Here is a 21,083-nt window from a genome sequence, read left to right as displayed (position 1 = left end):
GAACACCTCATCAGCGCGCTTCAATCAGGGTCATCCAGGAGCCATAGCGCTCCACCCGTATCGGCATGGTCTCTTCAAGGGCAGCCAAGGTGCGCTCGCTGTCATCCAGCGGGAACACGCCCTGCACGCGCAAGTTGCGCACCTGTGGGCTGACGCGGATAAACCCGGGGCGATACGGGCGCAGTGCGTCGATCACTGCCGCCAAGGGTTCGTCCAGCACGCTGAGGTGGCCCTGTACCCAATCGGCGCGGTAGGCCTGGCCGGTAAGCAACGGCTCGATGCGTTGAGCGTGCAACAACGCCGCTTGGCCCTCCTGCAGATCCCGTTCGGTACCACTGGGCAGCGACGCGCGCACGGCATGCTCCAGCACCACTACACGTGTGGCATCGGCCAGTTGCTCGACCAGAAAACGCGTGCCCAACGCGCGTACATCACCCTGGTCGCTGCGCACGATGAACGGCCGGGCAGGGTCTGCCGCAACCTGCACTACCAGCCCTCCTCTGTGCAGGCGTAGCAGGCGACGGCCGTCGGAAAAGGCCAGGTCGACCGCCGTGCCGGCATTCATGGTCAGCCGGCTGCCATCAGCCAACGTCAGGCTACGACGCTCGCCAGTGCCGGTACGGATATCGGCAGTCAATGCCTGGCCGGTATCGCTACGGACTGCAAACCACAGGCTGCCACCCAGCAGAGAAAACCCGGCCAATGCCCGTAGCACATCACGTCGGCCTGCTTCCGGTTCCAGCAAGGTATCGCGCAAGGTACCAGGAGCCCGGCGCACCACCTCGAAGTGCCCGCCCAGGCCGCGTTGCAACTGCTCCCAGGCGTGGGCGTTAGCCGGGTCGTGCCCCAGCCACTGCTGGAACAGTGCCTGTTGCCGGGCATCGTCACGCCCGGAGCGCAGGCGCACCATCCAGGCAATGGCCTGCTCGGCAGCCGGGCTCAGTGCATGGCGGCTCATGATTGCGCCCCACTCAGGTAGCACTGGCGCAAGGCCTGTGTCATGTAGCGGCCGACCGTTCGTTCGGATACATCCAGACGTCGGCCGATTTCCGCGTAGGTCAGGCCATCGAGCTGGCTCATGAGAAAGGCCCTCTTCACCACCAGTGGCAGCCCGGCCAGGCTACGGTCGATGGCGTGCAGGGCCTCCAGCAGCAAGTGGGTGTCTTCTGGCGAGGGCGCCAGTGCCTCTGGCAGCAGCATCAGCCGCTCCAGATAGGCCTGCTCCAGGCGTCGGCGGCGCAGGCGGTCGGAGATCAGCCGTCGGGCAATGGTCGAGAGGTAGGCTCGCGGCTGCTCGATGGACGCGGGGTCGACCCGGGCGGCAAGTAGCTGGCAAAAGGTTTCGGCAGCCGTGTCCTCGGCGTCCGGGCGGTTGCTCAGTTGCCGATGCACATGCCGCAGTAACCAGCGGTGGTGATCGCTGAAAAACAGACCCAGCTTGCTGGTGTGGGATGCGGGCACAGGCGGGACCAGAAGTTAATGAGAATTTATCGCATCTTATAGATAGGGCGCCGGAAGCGCTACCCGGCTCCAACACCTATTCTGTCAATCAGCACCCTCCTCCCCCAGAGCCCGCACCATGCCCGAACCCACTCGCTTCGACTGGCAACGCTGGTTACCCGGCCTGGTCACCCTGCTCCACTACAAGCCCGCCTGGCTAGCCAAGGACATCGCCGCCGGCCTGGTGCTCACCACCATGCTGGTACCCGTAGGCATTGCCTACGCTGAAGCGTCTGGCGTGCCCGGCATCTATGGCCTGTATGCCACCATCATTCCCCTGCTGGCCTATGCCCTGTTCGGCCCCAGCCGCATCCTCGTGCTGGGCCCGGACTCGGCACTGGCCGCGCCGATCCTGGCGGTGGTGGTGCAGTACGCCGCCAGCGACCCGCAGCGGGCAATCGCCATCGCCAGCATGATGGCGCTGGTCGCCGGGGCGTTCTGTGTGATTGCCGGGCTGCTGCGCCTGGGCTTCATCACCGAGTTGCTGTCCAAGCCGATCCGCTATGGGTACATGAACGGTATCGCCCTCACGGTGTTGATCAGCCAACTGCCCAAGCTGTTCGGCCTGTCGGTGGACAGCCAAGGACCGCTGCGAGACATCTGGAACCTGATTCAGGCCTTGCTTGCCGGCCAAGGGCATTGGCCAAGCTTAATGGTCGGTGGTGGCAGCCTGGTGCTGATCCTTTTGCTCAAGCCCTTCAAGCGGGTACCGGGCATCCTCATTGCCGTGGTGCTGGCCACGCTGGCGGTGAGCCTGCTGGGGCTCGACCGGCAAGGCGTGAAGGTGCTCGGCGAATTGCCCCAAGGGCTGCCCGGTTTTGTCTTGCCCTGGGTCAGCGACATCGACCTGGTGGAGGTGCTGCTCGGTGGCATCGCAGTAGCGCTGGTGTCGTTCGCCGACACCAGTGTGCTGTCGCGCTCCTATGCGGCACGCCTGAAAATGCCGGTCAACCCGAACCAGGAAATGTTCGGCCTGGGTATAGCCAACCTGGCTTCGGGGCTGTTCCAGGGTATTCCGATCAGCAGCAGTTCATCGCGCACGCCAGTGGCCGAAGCAGCCGGCTCGCAAACCCAGCTCACCGGTATTATCGGCGCGCTGGCGGTAACCCTGTTGCTGCTGGTGGCGCCCAATCTGATGCAGCACCTGCCCAACAGTGCCTTGGCCGCCGTGGTGATTGCCGCCGCACTGGGCCTGTTCGAGTTCACCGACCTCAAACGTATATTCCGCATGCAGCAGTGGGAGTTCTGGCTGTCGTTCACCTGCTTTGTCGGCGTAGCTGTATTTGGCGCTATTCCCGGTATCTGCATCGCCGTGGCTATCGCAGTGATCGAGTTTCTGTGGGACGGTTGGCGGCCGCACCATGCGGTACTGGGCCGGGTGGATGGCACGCGGGGCTACCATGATGTGCAGCGTTATCCACAGGCCCGACGCATTCCAGGGTTGGTGCTGCTGCGCTGGGACGCGCCGCTGTTCTTCGCCAACGCCGAGCAGTTCCAGAGCACAGTGATGGCGGCAGTGGACGCGTCGCCTACACCGGTGCAGCGGCTGATCATCGCGGCGGAGCCAGTGACCAGTATCGACATCACTTCGGCCGACATGCTGGCCGAGCTGGACCGGGCGCTGGAGGTACGGGGGGTGGAGTTGCAGTTTGCCGAGATGAAGGACCCGGTGAAGGACAAGATGCGGCGGTTCGGGTTGTTCCAGCATATGGGGGAGAAAGCCTTTCATCCAACGGTGGGCGCGGCGGTGGATGCCTACCTGGATGAGAGCGGGGTTGACTGGCAACCCTAGGCAGCCCGAACCCGGCGCCGATCAATCCAGATCAGCATGGCACTGGCATACACCGACACCGCCAGAAACAGTGCCATGCGCACCGCAAACGCCTTGTACACATCCTGCCCGCCAGCACTGTCCTGCACCGACTGCCCCAGCAGGATCAACAGCGTCGTCAGGCAGCTCACCCAGTACGCCGGGCTCTGCCGGTTCTGCACCACCTGGTACAGCCGCCGCGCCTGCCAGAGCGCGAACAGCAGCACCCACAGAAAAAACATCCACAGGTGCACGAACAGGCTCAACGCTCCCCACATCAGTATCGCCAGCAACCCGGCGAGCAACGTTGAGCCAACCAGTTCACGGCTGGCGTGCCGCGCGCGGGTTTCGCCGGCCTGTTGCCCCACACTCACGGCCTTCATGATCAGCGGCATGTACTGGTCCGGGGCAATCAGCGCCAGCAGGAAGGCCGGCATCACAATCAACGTGGCGCGCAACGCTACCCAGCTGACATGCGCGCGCCCCAGCAGCGGCGGTACCGGCTGTGCCGGCGCATTGGCAGGCTCGGGAAACAGCACATGCGCCAAGGCCGTGCCCAGCACCGCAAGCAACATGCCTTTGGCCAGCGCTTCGACCACCGAGAGAGCCAAGGTGAAGTCACTGGTACCCGCAGCAGCAATCATCGTCAGGCCGACTATCAGCAAGTTGGCCAGTAGGCCGTTGCCGCCCATCAGGGCATAGCGCAACGTGAGAAAAACGCCCACGCCCACCAGCAACACTCCGCTGACCGGGGCGTGACGCAACAGTGGAATCAGCAACAACCCGCTGCCACACGCGAGCAGCACCAGTACCGCCAAGGCGGGTGCCGCTCGCAACGGCAATGGCTGGCTGCGCATGGCCAGCAACAGCACGGCGAACACCGGTGCCAGGATCGGCACGGGCAGGCCGATACCGAAGCTGACCACCAGGCATAGCGCCACGCCCCAGGCCAGGCGCAGGGCCCGCAGGCGGCGCAACTCAATAGGCATACGACAGCCAGCTCATCAGCCACATGAACAACCGGCCCAGCAGGTTCAGCGGGTTGCCTTCGCCGGGCAAGGCCATGACCTCGGCCTGGCCGCCGACCCGCAGCACGGTCTTGTCCTGAAGTTGGTCGCGCTCAAGCTCGACGATCACCGGGAAGCGCTGTGCCGAACGCAGCCACTCGCGGCTGTTCTGAACGGTCGGCAACGTACCCGGCGGGGTGCCCTGGCCCACGCTCACGCCGTAGCCAATGCTGCGAACACGCCCCTTCAACACGGTACCGGGCAGCGCATCGAGCACCACCAGCACCGGGGTGTCGGGGCGCAGGCGGCCGAGGTTGTTCTCGGTCATGTCGGCACTTATCCACACGTCGTGGATACTGATCAGCGTCATCATCGGGCTACCAGCCCCGACATAATGCCCAACGTCAGTGCGCAGGTCGGTGATCAGGCCATTCGCATCAGCGCGCACCACCGTGCGCGCCAGGTCAAGCCGAGCCTTTTCGACATTGGCCGCCGCACTGCGCAGCTGGGCGTTGTCCTCCTGCGCCCCGCCCTGCTGCTCACGGGCCCGCTCCACCTCCGCACGGGCCGCCGCCACCTGGCTGATGGCCTGGTCGCGGGTAGCCTGGGCGCCTTCCAGGCGACGTACCGATACCGTGCCGGGGTCCTCATCGATCAGGCGCTTGAGCCGCTCGGCGTCCTGCCGGGCCTTGCGTGCGTTGGCCTGGGCGGCCACGAGCGCGGCCTGGGCCGAGTCGATGCCGGCGGTACTGGCACCGATCTGACGGCGCACGGTTTCGAGGTCGGCTTCGGCGCGGGCCAAGGCAATGCGGTACTGCTCCTGATCGAGTTCGAACAGCACATCGCCCTGGCGCACCTCCTGGTTGTTGCCTACTGCCACACGCTTGATCTGCCCGGCCACTTCGGCGGCCACCGGGACCACGTACGCCTGCAGGCGGGCCTGCTGGGTGTACGGCGTGAAGCGGTCGGCCAGCAGGTACCAGAGCAGGCTCACGGCAATCAGCAGCAGCACCCAGCGCATACCGCGATCAGGGGCCGACGGAGGTGGCGTAGGCGTGCTGTCGCTCATTGGTTTTCACCTTGTGCATGTGCGGTGGGGGCTGGCTCGTCGAGCAGCTCGCCCCAGTCGGTGCGGTGCTGCATGTGCTGGCGGGTGGCCGGGTCGATCGGTGCGCGGCGGGCATCCCAGCCGCCGCCCAAGGCCTTGTACAAGGTCACCAGGCTGCTGACTGCGTTGCCACGGCTGACCAGGTAACCGTCCTGTTGCTGCAACAGCAGTTGTTGGGCATCGAGCACGCGCTGGAAATCGGCAAAGCCTTCGCGGTACTGCGAGCTGGCCAGGTTCAGCGAACGCTGCGCAGCCTGCGAGGCCTGGTCGCGAATGGTTGCGCTCTGCAGCGAGCGGACAAGCCCGCTGGCGGCATCGTCGGCTTCGCGGGCCGCTTCGCGCACGTTTTGCTGGTACAGCTCGATCAGTTGCTGCAAGCGGGCATCCTCTACGCGCACGGCATTCTTGCGCCGGCCATAGTCGAACGGGTTCCAGATCAGGCTCGGGCCAGCAGCCAGGTCGAAGGAGTCGGGCAGGTGACTGGCGGATAAAAAGGTCCAGCCAATGCTGCCCAGCAGGCTCAGCTGTGGATAAAGATCGGCCTCGGCGACCCCGACCAGCGCCGACTGCGCCGCCACCGCCTGCTCGGCGGCGCGGATGTCCGGGCGGCGCTGCAAAAGGTTGGCCGGTACGTCCTGAAGCACGGCGCGGTCTGGCAATGGCAGCTGGCCATGGCCGGCCTCCAGCTGCGGCAGCGGCCCGGGCGGGCGGCCCAGCAGCGAGCACAGCACGTTGCGCAGGGCGTTGAGCTGGTTTTCGAGTTCAGGGATGGTGGCCAGGGTCGCCAGGTATTGGGTGCGCGCCTGCTGCCAGTCGAGTTCGTCATTTTCGCCATGGTGAAACAACCGCTCGGTGATCTCCAGGCTACGCGCCTGACGCTCGGCGTTCTCGCGCGCGATATCCAGCCGTGCCTCGGCGGTACGCAGGGCGAAGTAGGTGTCGGCCACTTGTGCACGCAACAGCAGCATGGCATCGGCGTAATTGGCCTGGGAAACGAAGTAGGCCGCATCTGCGCTTTCGATGGCGCGGCTGAAGCGCCCCCAGAAGTCAATTTCCCAACCGATGTCGAAGCCCACGCTGGATTGCCAGAACACCGAGTCGCGCGCGGCTGCAGCGCCGGACTGGTCTTGCTTCAGGTACAGGCTCTGCGCGCTCAACTGTTGCAACTGTGGATAACGCCCGGTCTGCACGATGGCCAGCTGGGCCCGGGCTTCGGCGATGCGCAGGCCCGCCACGCGAAGGTTGGTGTTGTGGGCATCGGCCTCGGCAATCAGCGCGTCCAGCATTGGGTCGGCGAACACCGTCCACCAGCGGCGCAGGTCGGGCGCCGCAGCGCTGCGCCCTGCCTGCTCCAGCAAAGGCGTGCTCCAGCCGGCCAGCCAAGGGGCCTGGGGCTTTTCGAAATCCGGGCCAACCTGGGTGCAGCCGGCCAGCACTACCAGCAGCCCCAGACCATAGCCGTGCGTGGGCATGGCAGCCCCTGGCTCAGGCAGCAGGTGGTGCCGGTTGCTCCGGCACCTGCAGTGCAACCCATTGCCAGAACAACACGTAGGTGACGCCAAGGATCACCGGGCCGATGAACAAGCCGATGATCCCTTTGACCACCATGCCGCCCAGCGCCCCGATCAGCACCACCGGCATCGGCACGTCCACCCCTCGCCCCAGCAACAGCGGTTTGAGCACGTTGTCGGCCAGCCCGGCAACGAAGGTGTAGATGGCAAACACGATAGTCGCGGCAGTAAAGCCTTCGACGTTGAACACATAGATGATCACCGGCACCGTGACAAGGGTAGCGGGCGCCTGGGCAATCCCCAGCATGAGGATGACGATGGCCAGCATGCCGGCCCCTGGCACCCCTTTGACCACGAAGCCGACGCCGATCAGCAGCATCTGGATGAACGCAATGCCGATCACACCCTGGGCCACCGCACGAATGGTCGCGGTGCACAACTTGGCCAATGGCTTGCCCCGCTCCTCACCCGACACCCGCATGGCGATGCGCTGTGCCGCGATTTCACCACGGTCACCAAAGGCCATGATCACCCCGGAGATGATGATCGCACCGATGAACAGCAAAAAGGCCCCCCCGGCACTGGCCGCAGCCCCCAGCACCGTGCGCCCGGCGCCCTTGAGCTGGGGCATCCACTGGTTCAGCACACTGGCCATGTTTTCGGAGGCCGCCAACCAAAGGGCATGCACCTTCGGCCCGATCAGTGGCCACGCCGCCACGGCGTCAGGTGGGGTCGGCACGCTCCAGGCTCCGCTTTTGAGCAACGTCACCAGGCTGTCCACCGATTCGCCGATGGACATCACCACCAGGTAGATCGGCACCAGCAGCACCACCAGTACCAGCACCACCACCAGCGCCGCCGCATACCCCTGCTTGAGGCCGGTACGGCGCTGGAGGCGACAATGCAAAGGGTACAGGGTGACCGCGAGGATAACCGCCCACAGCATCAGCTCCAGAAATGGCTGGAACACCTGAAAGGCAAAGATCACCAAGGCAGCCACCAGGCCGGCTTTGATCAGCACATCGAGCAAACCCCGCGACACGGCGCTGTCCAGCTTGATACCTGGTTGCATGCTTCACCTCCGAACATTCAGTTCGCCATGTGCACCGTTCAGTCGCTCGTTTCCGGGGTTGCCTGCACGGGGCTGTCGTCCCGTAACTGTCGCGCCAAGGCCATCATCACCAGCGGTACCACCGCCATCGACAAGGTAATGGCCAGCACCAGCACGTCATGCACCTGCCGAGTCAGCACCTGATGTTCCAGCGCCAGCTTGAACACCACGAAGGCAAACTCGCCACCCGAGGCCAGCACCACGCCCAGGCACAACGCCTGGGCCTTGTTGAGCCCGCCAACCGTACGCCCGAGGCCATACAGCAAGGGCAGCTTGATAGCGACCAGCAACACGGTCAGGCCTAATACCATCAGTGGCATGCCAAACAACAGGCGCAGGTCGGCACTCATGCCCACGCCAACGAAGAACAGCCCCAGCAGCAGGCCTTTGAGCGGCTCGATCTGGGTTTCCAGTTCGTGGCGAAATGGCGACTCGGCCATCAGCACGCCGGCCAGAAATGCCCCTAGTGCCATCGACACGCCCACGTGCTCCATCAGCCAGGCGGTGCCCAGCACTACCAGCAAGGCCGTGGCCGTCGACAGCTCGGGCAAGCCCGAACCCACCGTCCACTTGAATACCGGGGTCAACAGATAGCGACCAAAGACAATCAGCACACCAATGCCGACAGCCACGGCCAGCACTGGCCAGGCCCCTTCGTCGGCGGTGCTGACATCGCCCCCGAGCAGCGGCACCACGGCAATCAAGGGAATGGCGGCAATGTCCTGAAACAGCAGGATGGCCACCGCCAGGCGACCGTGCGGCTTGCCCAGGTCCTTGCGCTCGGCCAGTACCTGCAAGCCAAAGGCGGTGGACGACAGCGCCAGGCCCAGGCCCAGCACGATGGCAGCGGGTTTCGATTGGTCGAACAGCCAGTACGCCAGCAGCCCAAGCAGCACCGCAGTCAGCCCCACCTGCAAGCTGCCGACGCCAAACAGCGCCCGGCGCATGGTCCACAGACGCCGGGGTGAGAGCTCAAGGCCAATCACGAACAGCAGCATGACCACGCCCATTTCCGACAGCCGCGCCACGTTGTCCGGGTTGTCGAGCAGGCCAAGCACCGAAGGACCAATCAGGATGCCCGCCAGCAGGTAACCCGGTACCGCCCCCATTTTCAGGCGCTGTGCCAGCGGTACCAGAAGCACCACGGCCAACAGGAACACCACCGTCGCCTGCAACAGGCTGCCGTCATGTGGCATGAGCTCGTACCTTCGCAGCTCCCCGCAGGGAGAGGGTCAGAAGCGTTCTTCGACGACCTTGAACGGATAGGCCACAGCCTTGTACTTGCCGATCTTGCCGCGTTTGGGCAGCTTCACCAGCTGGTCGCGGGTGATGTCCTTGTAGGGAATGCGGCCAAGCAGATGGCTGATGATGTTCAGCCGGGCGCGCCGTTTGTCGTTGGAATGGGCCATGAACCACGGTGCCCAGGCGGTATCCGACGCCTGGAACATGTCGTCACGCGCCTGGGTGTAGTCATCCCAGCGGGTGTACGACTTGAGGTCCATCGGCGACAGCTTCCAAAGCTTGCGGCCGTCATTGATGCGGTCCTGCAGGCGCCGGGTCTGCTCTTCGGCGCTGACTTCAAGCCAGTACTTGATGAGGATGATCCCCGACTCGACCATGACCTTTTCGAACACGGGCACACCGGTCAGAAACTTGTCCACTTGCTCGCCAGAGCAGAAGCCCATGACCCGCTCGACCCCGGCGCGGTTGTACCAGCTGCGGTCGAAGATCACCACTTCGCCCGCAGCGGGCAGGTGGCCCAGGTAGCGCTGCAGGTACATCTGGGTTTTCTCTCGCTCGGTCGGTGCGGGCAGTGCCACCACGCGGAACACCCGTGGGCTGACGCGCTCGGTGATGGCCTTGATGGTGCCACCCTTGCCGGCACCGTCACGGCCTTCGAAGACGATACACACCTTCAGGCCCTTGGCGACCACCCACTCCTGCAGCTTCACCAGCTCTACATGCAGGTGTTTGAGCGCTTTTTCATAGGCCTTGCCGCCCAGTTTTTCTGGCATTTCCTGGGTGGGTTTCTTCCTGGACGGCTTCGACATGACACTCTCCTGAAGGGGAATGAAGAGTCAGTATGGTCGATTCATGACGGTTTGCCGCTTCGCTTACCGGTTGAAGGGGGCTGCAGTGCAGCCCCCAAAAAAACTACTTGGCCAACTTGTTGTAGCTGGTCATCAGGTTGCGGTAATCCGGAATATGGTTGGAGAACAGGGTGCCCAGCCCTTCAATGTCATTGCGCCAGTCACGGTGCAGCTCACAGGCCACGCCGAACCAGGTCATCAACTGTGCACCGGCAGCCTCCATGCGCCGCCAGGCGGAGTCGCGGGTGAGTTCGTTGAAGGTGCCGGAGGCGTCAGTGACGACGAACACCTCGAAGCCCTCCTCCAGCGCCGACAGTGCCGGGAAGGCCACGCACACTTCGGTGACCACACCGGCAATCAGCAGCTGCTTCTTGCCAGTGGCTTTTACCGCCTTGACGAAGTCTTCGTTGTCCCAGGCGTTGATGTTGCCGGGGCGTGCAATGTAGGGGGCGTCGGGGAACTGTTCTTTCAGCTCCGGCACCAGCGGGCCGTTGGGGCCAGTCTCGAAGCTGGTGGTGAGGATGGTCGGCAGCTTGAAGTATTTGGCCAGGTCGGACAGGGCCAGCACGTTGTTCTTGAAGCGGTCGGGGTCGATATCCCTTACCAGCGAGAGCAGGCCGGTCTGATGGTCGACCAGCAGCACCGCAGCGTTGTTCTTGTCCAGACGCTTGTATTGGAAGGCCATGGCGGATCTCCTTGCTTCAGCGGGTTGGGAGTATCAGCGTAGGCAAGGATGCAAGGGGCTGGAGGCCGTCGGTCGGGTTCCGTCGGGTCAGTACTCCCGCCGTTTGCGAAACGCCCAGCGCCCCACCAGCACGGTAAAGGTCGCCACCAGGGCCACGAGCACCCAGAAGCCATGGGGGTTTTCTGCCAGCGGTACACCGCCGACGTTCATGCCGAAGAAGCCGGCGATGATGTTGATTGGCAGCGCCAGCACGGTGACCACGGTCAGGGTGAACAGGGTGCGGTTGGTCTGCTCGTTGAGCTTGGCGGCGATTTCTTCCTGCAACAGCTTGATCCGCTCGCCCAGGGCGGTGAGGTCACTGATCACCAGGGTGAACTCTTCCGTGGCCGCGCGCAGCTGGCGAATATCCTGTTCCTGCAACCACTCGGGCGGGCGGTTGAGCAGGCGCAGCAGCGCCCCCGGCTCCAGCGCCAGCAGGCGCTGCAGGCGCACCAGCACCCGGCGCATGCTGCCCAGCTCGGCGCGGTTGTCGCTCAGGCGCTGGGACAGCAACTGGTCTTCGATGCGGTCGACGCTGGTGGTGGTTTCGCGCACGATCTGGGTCAGTACATCACCCTGGTCGCGCAGCAGGTGCACCAGCAGCTCGATGGACGAATGGAAACGCTCGCCCTGCTTGACCGACGAGCGCAGCTTGTCCACCGAATGCAAGGGCTGCAAGCGCGCACTCACCAGCAGTTGGCTGCTGGCGCAGGCCCACAAGGTGGAAATGTCTGACGACACCAGGCCGAAGTTGAACACCACATCGTTCACCACGGCCAGCAGTGCCGAGTCGGCGTGTTCGATGCGGGTCGAGCGGGAGCCTTCGCGCAGGGTTTCAAAGAACGCATCGGGCAACTGCAAATGGGTGCGCAACCAGCGCTCACAGGCGGCGTGGGCCAGGTTCAGGTGTACCCACAGAAACTCGCCGGGCTCCAGTGGCTGACCGAGTGTGCGCAACAACTGCGCCGAATCGATTTCACGCCCGGGCTGGCCGGGGCGGAAGACGAAGGCGTAGAGCAGGCCGAACAGGTCGTGGTCCTGTGGCAGGTGCAGCGCGGGATGGCCCATTCGAACTCGCCATGAGGCACGGGGAGATGGCAGAAATGTTGCTGAATTAACGTTGCAGTCGGATGACAGCAACCCTCAGTGGCACAGCCAATACAACCCCTGTGGGAGCGGGCAAGCCCGCTCCCACAGGCTCGGCGTTTACCAGCGATAGGTCGCCGTGCCCAGCACCGTGCGGCCATTGCCGTAGATGCATCGGGTCGCGTCATAACAACCCGCCACATACTCCTTGTCGGCCAGGTTGCTGGCATTGACAGCAAACCGCCATGGCCCGGTTTCGTAATGCACGGCCGCATCCAGCAAGGTATAGGCTGGCACGTTCAGCGAGTTGTCCGGTGCTCCCGGGTTGCGCCCCGTGTAGCGCACCCCGGCGCCAAAACCCAGGCCCTTGAGCAGGCCGTCGTGCAAGGTGTAGTCAGCCCAAACCGACGCCAGGTTGCGCGGTGTCGGGATGCTGATGGGCGTCTTGCCATCGGTCTCGTCATTGGCCTTGGTCACCTTCACGTCCTGATAGGTGTAGGAGGCGATCAGGTTGAGTTCGTTGCTCAGGCTGGCCACCCCTTCCAGCTCGATGCCACGCGAACGCACCTGGCCGGTCTGCACCTTGTCGTTGGGGTTGCCTGGCGCAGTGGTCAGTACGTTGTCCTGGGTAATCTCGAATACGGCGGCGGTTACCGAACTGTTCGAGCCCGGCGGCTGGTACTTGATGCCCGCTTCATATTGCTTGGCTTCGGTGGGCTCGAATGGCTGGTTGTTGGCATCGGTGCCAGGGTTGGGCGTAAAGCCTTCGCTGTAGCTCAGGTAGGGCGCCAGGCCGTTATCGGCCAGGTACACCAGGCCAACCCGGCCACTGAACGCCTCATCGCGGGTATGTATTTCGGGGTCGGAACCGGCATCGGTCCAGTTGCGGGTTTCGGACGTCGCCCAGTCATAGCGGCCACCCAGGGTCAGTACCCAATGGTCGTCGAAATGCAGCTGGTCTTGCAGGTAGAGCCCGGTTTGCCGGCTAGTCTGGTGGCTGTAGCTCCAGGTGTCCGGGGTGAACTGGCTGGGGTCGACCGGGCCATAGTCCGTGCCGCCATACAGGTCGACGGGGGTCGTCAGGACGTAGGCCTGCGGGTCCGACGTTTGCTGGCGCTGCCAATCCAGGCCAATGAGCAAGGTGTGGCGGATGTCGCCCGTGCTGAAGTCGGCCTGGGCCTGGTTATCCACAGCCCAGCGGCTGTACTTGGGGTTCTCGATGCCGGCGTAGCGCAGCAACGTACGATCGTCACCGCCTTCCATGCCGTAGTAGCCGGTGGTACCGACGCCGAAGACCATATTGTCGTTCAGGTCCAGGTGCGAATAGCGGAGGTTCTGGCGCAGCTGCCAGACGTCGTTCAGGCGCGTTTCGAATTCATAGCCGAGGCTGAACTGGGTCTTCTCGTACTTGGAGAAGTGCTTGTCGCCAGTGAAGGTATCGCGGCCGATCTTGCCGTAGGGCGAGTGGGACAAAGTACCAACTGCCGGCAGGAAGTTGTCCTGGGCGTTGGAATCATCGGCCAGGTAGTTGCCCATTACCGTCAGCCGGGTGTCTTCGGAAGGCTGCCAGGTCAGGGCGGCCGAAATCGCCTGGCGTTTGTCTTCCCAAGGCGTGTCGCGGATGTTGGCCTCATGGCCGATGGCTGTGAAGCGGTAGCTCCATATACCCTCGTCATCCAGTGCGCCAGTGCTGTCGAAGCCCAGCTGGCGGCGCGCATCGGTGCCGTATTGAGCCTGGATCTCATGACTGCTGACTGTGCTCGGACGCTTGGACACCTGGTTGATCACCCCGCCCGGATCGCCCTGCCCGTACAGCACACCTGCCGGGCCGCGCAGCACTTCGACACGTTCAAGCATGTAGGGGTCGACCATCCAGCTGGCCAGGTTGATAGTGGTCGGTAGTTGCAGGCCGTCGAGATAAGTGGTGGGCGAGAAGCCCCGTACCACCGTGTACCAGTCGGAGCGGTTATTGGCACCGTAGGAGGACACGCCTGGTGTATAGCGCAGGGCTTCGTTGACCGACTGCACGCCTTGGGCCTCCATGCGCTCACGGGTTACCACCGAGATCGATTGAGGGGTCTCGTGAACCGGCGTGTCGGTCTTGGTGGCGGTGACGCTGCGCTTGGCCACGTAACTGCCCACCGGCCCCAGCGGGTTCTCTTCCCCTGCGGCGGAAATGGTCTGCGCCTGCAAGGTGACAGCACCTTCGGTCGTTGCGTGTACCAGGCGCCAGCTGCCATCGCTGCTGGCCTCTGCGGCCAGGTCGGTATTGCCGAGCAAGGTGGCGAAGCCCACATCGACCGGGTAATCACACGACAGGCCGCGACTGCTCAGGCCACGCGTGAGAGCCGGGTCGAAACTCAACAGCACGCCGGCCTGGCGGGCGTAGGCGTTCAGCGCACCTTCCAGGCTACCGGCCGGGACTTCGAAGTGATGGCTGGGCGCGGCCTGCGCCAGGCTGCCCAGGGGCAGGCTGACGCTCAGGCCCAGCAGGGCGATACGCAGGGCGCGGGCAAGCGGGGTGTGCGGGGACGACGCCATGGGGTTTCCTTGTTGTCATGAGCGGAATTGCAAGGAGGCCGAGCCACGGCGAAAAAACTGCAAAAGAAATTGAAATATTTTCTGTGAGCGTTGCGTGAGCTTGTCAGGCCGGTTCCAGGGTCACCCACCACCGGGTTAGGTACCGTGCCCGCACTGGCAGGCTGCGGCCCAATGCCGCCAGCACCCGGTCCGGCTCATCCAGCGGGAATACGCCAGAAATCTGCAAGTCGGCAACAGCAGGGTCGCAGCGCAACACTCCGCTGCGATAACGCCCAAGCTCGACACACAGACGTGCCAAAGGCCATTGCCGAACCACCAGGTACCCATCGCGCCAGGCCAGCGCATCGCGGTCCAGCGGCTGGGTTGCAAATACCCCTTGTCGGTCGAACCGTACCTGCTCCCCGGCGTGGATGACGGCTGCCGGTTGCTGCAAGGTGCCCGGCCATACAGCAACAGCCCCCTCCTCCACGGCCAGAAACGCGTTGTCGTCATTCAGCCGTACCGAGAAGCCAGTCCCCAATGCCTGCAAGGTTCCCAAGGGGGTCTCGACCCAGAATGGCCGCTGCGCCCCCTGCTTGCCGGTCTGGATCATTACCTCGCCAGCCAACAGTTTTACCCGCCGTTGCTGGCTGTTGAAGGCCAGGTCCAGCGCGGTGTCACTGTTCATCTGCAACCAGCCGCCGTCAGGCAATTGCAGCCGCCTGCGCTCCCCCATGGCCGTGCGCTGTCCTGCCAGCCAGGGGGAGCCGCGCAACCCCAGGCTTGCACTACCGACCACGGCGGAGCCACCCAACAGCAATACCAGCCCCTTGAGCACCGTGCGCCGGTCGCGGTAACGCAGGGCCTGGCTTGCCTGTGGCGGCGGCATTGCGCCCAGGCGCCCGTCGAACACCGCCAGGCGTTGCCAGGCCTGCTCATGGGTTGGGTGCAACCCACGCCAGCGCTGGCAAGCTTCCAGCTCTTCCACCTGGGCCAGCCCCGAGGCGAGGCGCACGCGCCAGTCGATGGCCTGCGCCACCACCTGCTCAGTCGGTTCGGCCGCGCTCACGAATACAGCACCCGGTAGCAGTGACCGAACGCCTGGGTCATGTACTGCTGCACGGAGCTAAGCGAGATCCCAAGCTGTTCGGCAATTTGTGGATAAGTCAGCCCGTCGAGCTGCGACAGCAGGAAGGCGCTGCGCACCTTGGGTTTCAGCCCGTCAAGCATGCGGTCGATTTCCACCAGGGTTTCCAACACCAGCACCCGTGCTTCGGCGGACGGGGCTTCGGGGTCGGGCAGTGCCGCCAGGCTGTCGAGCCAGGCGCGCTCCAGGCTCAGCCGGCGGTAGTGATCCACTACCAGCCCCTTGGCAACGGTGGCCAGAAACGCGCGAGGTTCGCGCAAGCCGTTTAGGGTGTCACGCCCCAGCAGGCGCAGGAAGGTGTCCTGAGCAAGGTCGGCAGCCTGGTGATGGCACTCCAGGCGCTTGAACAGCCAACCGCGCAACCACGAGTGATGACCACGGTAAAGCTCGCCGACTTGAGCGTTATGGGGCAGCGACGACACGGGAGTACCTCGGGGCAGGGTTACGCGAGGGTGTTAATGGGAAGCAGTATTATTTACATGGGAGTGCATTTCAATACTCGTCCGCCAGGGGAGCAGACAAATGGCATCAGCTGCCTCTGCGCTACTTGGTCGGCTACTTGGCCGGTTACTTGGCCGCTACCATCACTTCACGAATTCCTGAACTGATTATTTGCCGCCAGCGATTTTTCCCCTCGCCAACCGCCACCAGAATCGCTTCACCATAATCACAAAAACCGTGAGGCCACTCCCGTGGACCAGACTCTCCAGGTACGGCAGGCGGCCGCCGACCTCGTCGCCGCGTTTGCCAGCAACGATACCGCCCGCTATTTCGCCTGCTTCAGCGAAGACGCCACCTTCCTCTTCCACACCTTGCCGCATCCGCTGCTGTCGCGCCGTGCCTACGAAGACCTCTGGGCCCAGTGGCAGGCAGAGGGTTTTGCCGTGCTCGCCTGCGAGTCGGGCAATGCCCAGGTGAGCCTGCAAGGTGATGTGGCGATCTTCATGCACGATGTGGCCACCCATATCCGCATCGCCGGTGAAGAACACCAGTTGAGCGAGCGCGAAACCATCGTGTTCCGCCGCCACGGCGAACAGTGGCTGGCCTGCCACGAGCACCTGTCGGTCGTATCGCCGGCCTGATCATCTTTTTACGCGGCCCTGCCGCCCTGCCATCGCACCCACAAGAAGGCCCGCGCACTGCGCAGGCTACAACAACCGCGCTGGAGCATCACCATGAGCCACTCGACCGGTATCGAGACCAACGGCGTCGAACAGATCCCCGACGATCAACGCGACGCTTCCCCGCTGGACCTGTTCCGCCTGATCTTCGGCGGTGCCAATACCTTTGCTACCGCCGTGCTGGGCAGCTTCCCGGTGCTGTTCGGGCTGTCGTTCCAGGCGGGTGTGTGGGCGATTCTGCTCGGCGTTGCCGTCGGCGCGCTGATCCTTGCACCAATGGGCCTGTTCGGGGCGCTGAACGGCACCAACAACGCAGTGTCTTCAGGCGCACACTTTGGCGTGCATGGGCGTATCGTCGGCTCGTTCCTGTCGCTGCTGACAGCGGTGGCGTTCTTCTCGCTGTCGGTGTGGAGCTCGGGCGATGCTTTGATCGGCGGGGCCAAGCGCCTGGCCGGCCTGCCGGAAACCGACCTTACCCTTGGCCTGGCCTACGGCCTGTTCGCGGTGCTGGTGCTGGTGGTGTGCATCTTCGGCTTCCGCTTCATGCTGTGGGTCAACAAGATTGCCGTGTGGGCTTCGAGCCTGCTGTTCCTGCTGGGTATCGTCGCCTTTGCAGGGCCGTTCGATGCCGGTTACGCCGGCAGCGTCAACCTGGGCCAGGCGGGCTTCTGGGCAGCCTTCGTCGGTGCAGCGATCCTGGCCATGAGCAACCCGGTGTCGTTCGGCGCCTTCCTGGGTGACTGGTCACGCTACATCCCGCGTGAAACGCCCAAGGCGCGCATCATGCTGGCCGTGATTGCCGCCCAGGGCGCCACGCTGATTCCGTTCCTTTTCGGCCTGTGCACGGCCACCCTGGTTGCAACCCAGGCACCGGACTACATCGCCGCCAACAACTATGTAGGTGGCCTGCTGGCCGTGGCACCGACCTGGTTCTTCCTGCCGGTGTGCCTGATTGCGGTGATCGGCGGCATGTCCACCGGCACCACGGCGCTGTATGGCACCGGTCTGGACATGTCCAGCGTGTTCCCGCGCTTGCTCAGCCGCGCCGGCGCCACGTTGCTGATCGGTGTACTGGCGATCGGCTTCATTTTCGTCGGCCGTTTCACCTTCAACCTGGTGCAAAGCGTGTCGACCTTTGCGGTGCTCATCATCACCTGCACCAGCCCGTGGATGGTGATCATGATCCTCGGCCTGATTACCCGCCGCGGCTTCTACCACGCCGATGACCTGCAGGTGTTCACCCGTGGCCAGCGCGGTGGCCACTACTGGTTCCTGCACGGCTGGAACTGGCGCGGCATGGGGGCGTGGATCCCCAGCGCGGCGGTCGGCCTGTGCTTCGTCAACCTGCCGGGGCAGTTCGTCGGCCCGCTGGGCGACCTGGCCGGCGGCATCGACCTGAGCCTGCCGGTCACCCTGGGGCTGGCTGGTGTGCTGTACCTGCTCTTGCTCAACCTGTTCCCTGAACCTGCTGGCGTGTATGGCCCTCAAGGCCCGCGTTGGGTGCGTTGCAAAAGCACCACGCACACGCCCGTGACCACTGCCGAAATGGCCTGACTGGAAACCGACCATGACCACTTCCCACTATATCGCCGGCCGCTGGGTCGAAGGCCAGGGCAGCGACTGCATCAGCGTCAACGACCCTGCGCTGGGGCAACCGTTCGCTGAATTCATGGCTGCCAGCGTTGCCCAGGTCGACCAGGCCGTGGCCGCCGCCCGTAGCGCCCTGCCCGCCTGGAAAAGCACCGGCGCCAGCGAGCGTGCAGCCTTCCTGCGCGGCTTTGCCGAACAGCTCGGGCAGCGCCGCGAAGCGTTGATCACGCTGCAGATGCGTAACAACGGCAAGCCGCGCCACGAGGCGGAAATCGACCTGGATGACGCCATCGCCACCTTCACCTACTACGCCGAACTGGCAGAACAGCTGCCCTCGAAAAACCGCGATGTACCGCTGGCCGTACCCGGCTTCACTGCCCGCACCCGCCTGGAGCCTGTGGGCGTGGTTGGCCTGATCGTGCCGTGGAACTTCCCGCTGGTGACCAGCGCCTGGAAGCTCGCCCCGGCCTTGGCCGCTGGCTGCACCGTTGTGCTCAAGCCGTCGGAAGTCACCCCACTGATCGAGCAGGCCTACGGCCAGATCGCCGATGCCCTGGGCCTGCCGGCTGGCGTGCTGAACATCGTCAATGGCAAGGCCGAGACTGGCGCTGCGTTGAGCAACCACAACGGCCTGGACAAGCTGTCGTTCACTGGCAGCAACAGCGTCGGTAGCCAGGTGATGCGCAGCGCTTCGGCGCAGTGCCGGCCGGTAACGCTGGAGCTGGGCGGCAAGTCGGCCATCGTGGTGTTCGATGATTGCGATGTGGACCAGGCCGTGGAATGGATCGTCGCCGGCATCACCTGGAACGCCGGGCAAATGTGCTCGGCCACTTCGCGCCTGCTGGTGCAGGACGGTATTGCCGATGCGCTGCTGCCGCGCCTGCAGGCGGCACTGGAAAACTTGCGGGTGGGTAACCCGCTGACCGAAGAAGTCGACATGGGCCCGCTGACCAGCCAGGCACAATGGCTGAAAGTGGCCAGCTACTTTGCCACCGCACGCGAGGAAGGTTTGCAGTGCCTGGCCGGTGGCAAGGCGCTGGACCGGGACGGCTGGTTCGTCAGCCCGACGCTGTATGCCGATGTGCCAAAAGACAGCCGTCTGTGGAGCGAGGAGATCTTTGGGCCGGTGCTGTGTGCACGGCGGTTTGCCAGCGAGGAACAGGCCATTGCCGAGGCCAACGACAGCCGCTTCGGGCTGGTAGCCACCGTCTGCTCCGCTGACCTGGAACGTGCCGAGCGCGTGGCCGATGCGCTGGAAGTCGGCCATGTGTGGATCAACTCGGTGCAGGCCGTGTTCGTCGAAACCTCGTGGGGCGGCACCAAAGGCAGCGGGATCGGCCGTGAGCTGGGGCCTTGGGGGTTGTCGGCCTACCAGTCGGTCAAGCATGTGACGCGGTGCCTCGGCTGATACTGCAGGGGCCGCGCTGCGGCCCTTTTCGCGATACAAACCCTCCCCGCGTGACTTTCCCCTCCCCCCGCAAAGTCCCACTTCCTGGTACCCCCACAATCACAACACCAGGCCGGACCACCCATGCACCCTCAACGCACCGCCTTGCACAACGAACTGCACGCCCGCCCGTCGCTGTATTTCGACGGCCCGGCGCATGTCTTCCACCTGGCCCTGCTCGGCGGTGATGCTGCCTGTGCAGCCCTGCTGCAACGCTGCTGCCCGGGTGCCCTGGACACAACGGCAGCCCAAGGCATCACCCGCCTGGACGGCCACCCGTTCAAGTGGGAACGGCACACCGAATTCTTCAGCCTGACACTGGTAGTGCCCTGCACAGCTGCCGATACCGAGTGGCAAGCCCTGCCACCCGTGCTGGCCGAGGCCATCGCCCCGCAGGGGGCACAGGTGATCAACGCCGTGCAGGTGCTGGTACGCGACGAACAAGGCCTGGACCTGCCCCAGTACGGTTTCAAAGACCCCTGCGGCTCGTGCGTCGGTGGTGGCGATGCGGTGGTGTGGAGTGACTTCCGCCTGACCGAGGACGGCACCAACCGCTTCCTGTTCATCAACCGCCGCCTCAATGCCTACCGCCAGGGCCGCATGATCCGCCGCCTGCTGGAGATCGAGACGTACCGGATGATGGCCTCGCTCACCCTGACCACGGCCAAGGCCCTGAGCCAGGAACTGGATGCCTTCGACAAAACCCTGGTCACCCTTTCCGAGCGCAGTGCCGGGGGTGAAGGGCATGACTCCAAAGGACTGCTGGAAGCCATTGCCCACCTGTCACGCCAGGTTGTAAGCCGCACGGTAAAAACCCGCCACCGCTTCGGCGCCACCCAAGCCTATGCACAACTGGTGTTCGAACGCCTGGGCGAACTGCGGGAGAGCCATGTGGGGGACTGCCAGCGCTTGGGGGTGTTCATCGAGCGTCGGTTCAAGCCGACCGTGCGCTACTGCGCGGCCACCGAGCAGCGGCTGGAACAATTGGCGAAGAACGTGGCGAACCTGGGCGACTTGTTGCAGGCGCGGGTGCAAGTGGAGATGGAAGAACAGAACGCCGGCATTCTGCACAGCCTCAATGCCCGGGCTGATGCCCAGGTAAAGATCCAGCGGGCGGTGGAGGGGCTGTCGATCATCGCCATCACCTACTACCTGCTGAATCTGTTCAAGCTGCTGTATGGCGGGCTGAATGTGCTGGGGTTGGGGCTGACGGCGCGGGATGGGTTATTGGCCATGGCGCCGCCAGTGTTGTTGGTGTTGCTGGTGATTTTGCTGCGGATCAGGCAAGCCAAGCAGCATTGAGGTCGGGGG

18 protein-coding genes are annotated in these 21,083 nt (G+C 64.3%); 5 read left to right on the top strand and 13 right to left on the bottom strand.

Annotated features, from left to right (window positions below; all coding sequences use genetic code 11):
* Positions 1–10: 10 nt before the first annotated feature.
* Both A0O30_RS03680 and A0O30_RS03675 read right to left on the bottom strand, forming a co-directional pair.
* Positions 11–958: a FecR domain-containing protein gene (locus A0O30_RS03680; RefSeq protein ID WP_105945616.1), complete on the bottom strand. Its 948-nt coding sequence runs from the start codon at positions 956–958 to the stop codon at positions 11–13.
* Positions 955–1,461 (bottom strand): sigma-70 family RNA polymerase sigma factor, encoded by a 507-nt coding sequence (locus A0O30_RS03675; protein ID WP_105945615.1) that lies wholly within the window; start codon positions 1,459–1,461, stop codon positions 955–957. The genes A0O30_RS03680 and A0O30_RS03675 overlap by 4 nt, the downstream gene beginning before the upstream one ends.
* Before the next feature lie 118 nt (positions 1,462–1,579).
* Here A0O30_RS03675 and A0O30_RS03670 point away from each other — a divergent pair, with 118 nt between their 5' ends.
* A complete protein-coding gene (locus A0O30_RS03670; RefSeq protein ID WP_105945614.1) occupies positions 1,580–3,292 on the top strand; it encodes a SulP family inorganic anion transporter in 1,713 nt (570 codons plus the stop codon).
* Here the strand turns inward: A0O30_RS03670 and A0O30_RS03665 are convergent.
* From A0O30_RS03665 to A0O30_RS03615, 11 genes are all read right to left on the bottom strand, one after another.
* Entirely contained in the window at positions 3,289–4,299 is a 1,011-nt protein-coding gene (locus tag A0O30_RS03665) for a DUF2955 domain-containing protein (RefSeq protein ID WP_105945613.1), read from the bottom strand. The genes A0O30_RS03670 and A0O30_RS03665 overlap by 4 nt on opposite strands.
* The gene (locus tag A0O30_RS03660; protein WP_105945612.1) at positions 4,289–5,386 is read right to left on the bottom strand and encodes an HlyD family secretion protein; all 1,098 of its coding nucleotides are present in this window, start codon (positions 5,384–5,386) and stop codon (positions 4,289–4,291) included. Before A0O30_RS03660 ends, A0O30_RS03665 begins: the two co-directional genes overlap by 11 nt.
* Positions 5,383–6,897, bottom strand: coding sequence for an efflux transporter outer membrane subunit (locus A0O30_RS03655; protein ID WP_105945611.1), 1,515 nt, complete (start codon positions 6,895–6,897; stop codon positions 5,383–5,385). The genes A0O30_RS03660 and A0O30_RS03655 overlap by 4 nt, the downstream gene beginning before the upstream one ends.
* A 13-nt stretch (positions 6,898–6,910) precedes the next feature.
* Positions 6,911–8,008, bottom strand: coding sequence for an AI-2E family transporter (locus A0O30_RS03650; RefSeq protein ID WP_105945610.1), 1,098 nt, complete (start codon positions 8,006–8,008; stop codon positions 6,911–6,913).
* Between the two features lie 38 nt (positions 8,009–8,046).
* Positions 8,047–9,243 (bottom strand): monovalent cation:proton antiporter-2 (CPA2) family protein, encoded by a 1,197-nt coding sequence (locus tag A0O30_RS03645; protein WP_105945609.1) that lies wholly within the window; start codon positions 9,241–9,243, stop codon positions 8,047–8,049.
* A gap of 36 nt (positions 9,244–9,279) precedes the next feature.
* On the bottom strand, positions 9,280–10,098 hold the full coding sequence (gene ppk2 / locus A0O30_RS03640; protein ID WP_105945608.1) for a polyphosphate kinase 2: 819 nt from the start codon (positions 10,096–10,098) through the stop codon (positions 9,280–9,282).
* A gap of 103 nt (positions 10,099–10,201) precedes the next feature.
* Positions 10,202–10,822 (bottom strand): isochorismate family cysteine hydrolase YcaC, encoded by a 621-nt coding sequence (gene ycaC, locus A0O30_RS03635; protein WP_010951959.1) that lies wholly within the window; start codon positions 10,820–10,822, stop codon positions 10,202–10,204.
* 87 nt (positions 10,823–10,909) lie between these two features.
* The gene (locus A0O30_RS03630) at positions 10,910–11,929 is read right to left on the bottom strand and encodes a transporter (RefSeq protein ID WP_105945607.1); all 1,020 of its coding nucleotides are present in this window, start codon (positions 11,927–11,929) and stop codon (positions 10,910–10,912) included.
* Positions 11,930–12,067: 138 nt separating this feature from the next.
* Positions 12,068–14,488, bottom strand: a complete 2,421-nt coding sequence (locus A0O30_RS03625) for a TonB-dependent siderophore receptor (protein WP_105945606.1) — start codon at positions 14,486–14,488, stop codon at positions 12,068–12,070.
* Positions 14,489–14,591: 103 nt separating this feature from the next.
* The gene (locus A0O30_RS03620) at positions 14,592–15,536 is read right to left on the bottom strand and encodes a FecR domain-containing protein (protein ID WP_105945605.1); all 945 of its coding nucleotides are present in this window, start codon (positions 15,534–15,536) and stop codon (positions 14,592–14,594) included.
* Entirely contained in the window at positions 15,533–16,036 is a 504-nt protein-coding gene (locus A0O30_RS03615) for a sigma-70 family RNA polymerase sigma factor (RefSeq protein WP_105945604.1), read from the bottom strand. Before A0O30_RS03615 ends, A0O30_RS03620 begins: the two co-directional genes overlap by 4 nt.
* A 270-nt stretch (positions 16,037–16,306) precedes the next feature.
* Between A0O30_RS03615 and A0O30_RS03610 the strand changes: the two genes are divergently transcribed.
* The 4 genes from A0O30_RS03610 (at position 16,307) to A0O30_RS03595 (ending at position 21,074) form a co-directional block, all read left to right on the top strand.
* The gene (locus tag A0O30_RS03610) at positions 16,307–16,696 is read left to right on the top strand and encodes a nuclear transport factor 2 family protein (protein ID WP_105945603.1); all 390 of its coding nucleotides are present in this window, start codon (positions 16,307–16,309) and stop codon (positions 16,694–16,696) included.
* A gap of 93 nt (positions 16,697–16,789) precedes the next feature.
* The gene (locus A0O30_RS03605) at positions 16,790–18,289 is read left to right on the top strand and encodes a cytosine permease (protein ID WP_105945602.1); all 1,500 of its coding nucleotides are present in this window, start codon (positions 16,790–16,792) and stop codon (positions 18,287–18,289) included.
* A 13-nt stretch (positions 18,290–18,302) separates the two neighbouring features.
* On the top strand, positions 18,303–19,733 hold the full coding sequence (locus A0O30_RS03600; RefSeq protein WP_105945601.1) for an aldehyde dehydrogenase family protein: 1,431 nt from the start codon (positions 18,303–18,305) through the stop codon (positions 19,731–19,733).
* 123 nt (positions 19,734–19,856) lie between these two features.
* Positions 19,857–21,074, top strand: coding sequence for a DUF3422 domain-containing protein (locus A0O30_RS03595; protein WP_105945600.1), 1,218 nt, complete (start codon positions 19,857–19,859; stop codon positions 21,072–21,074).
* Positions 21,075–21,083: the final 9 nt, after the last annotated feature.

Origin of the sequence: Pseudomonas sp. LLC-1 (assembly GCF_002992185.1) — a bacterium.
GTDB classification, from domain to species: domain Bacteria; phylum Pseudomonadota; class Gammaproteobacteria; order Pseudomonadales; family Pseudomonadaceae; genus Aquipseudomonas; species Aquipseudomonas monteilii.
Note: the sequence above shows the minus strand (reverse complement) of the source record. Positions and strands in the feature narration are given on the sequence as shown.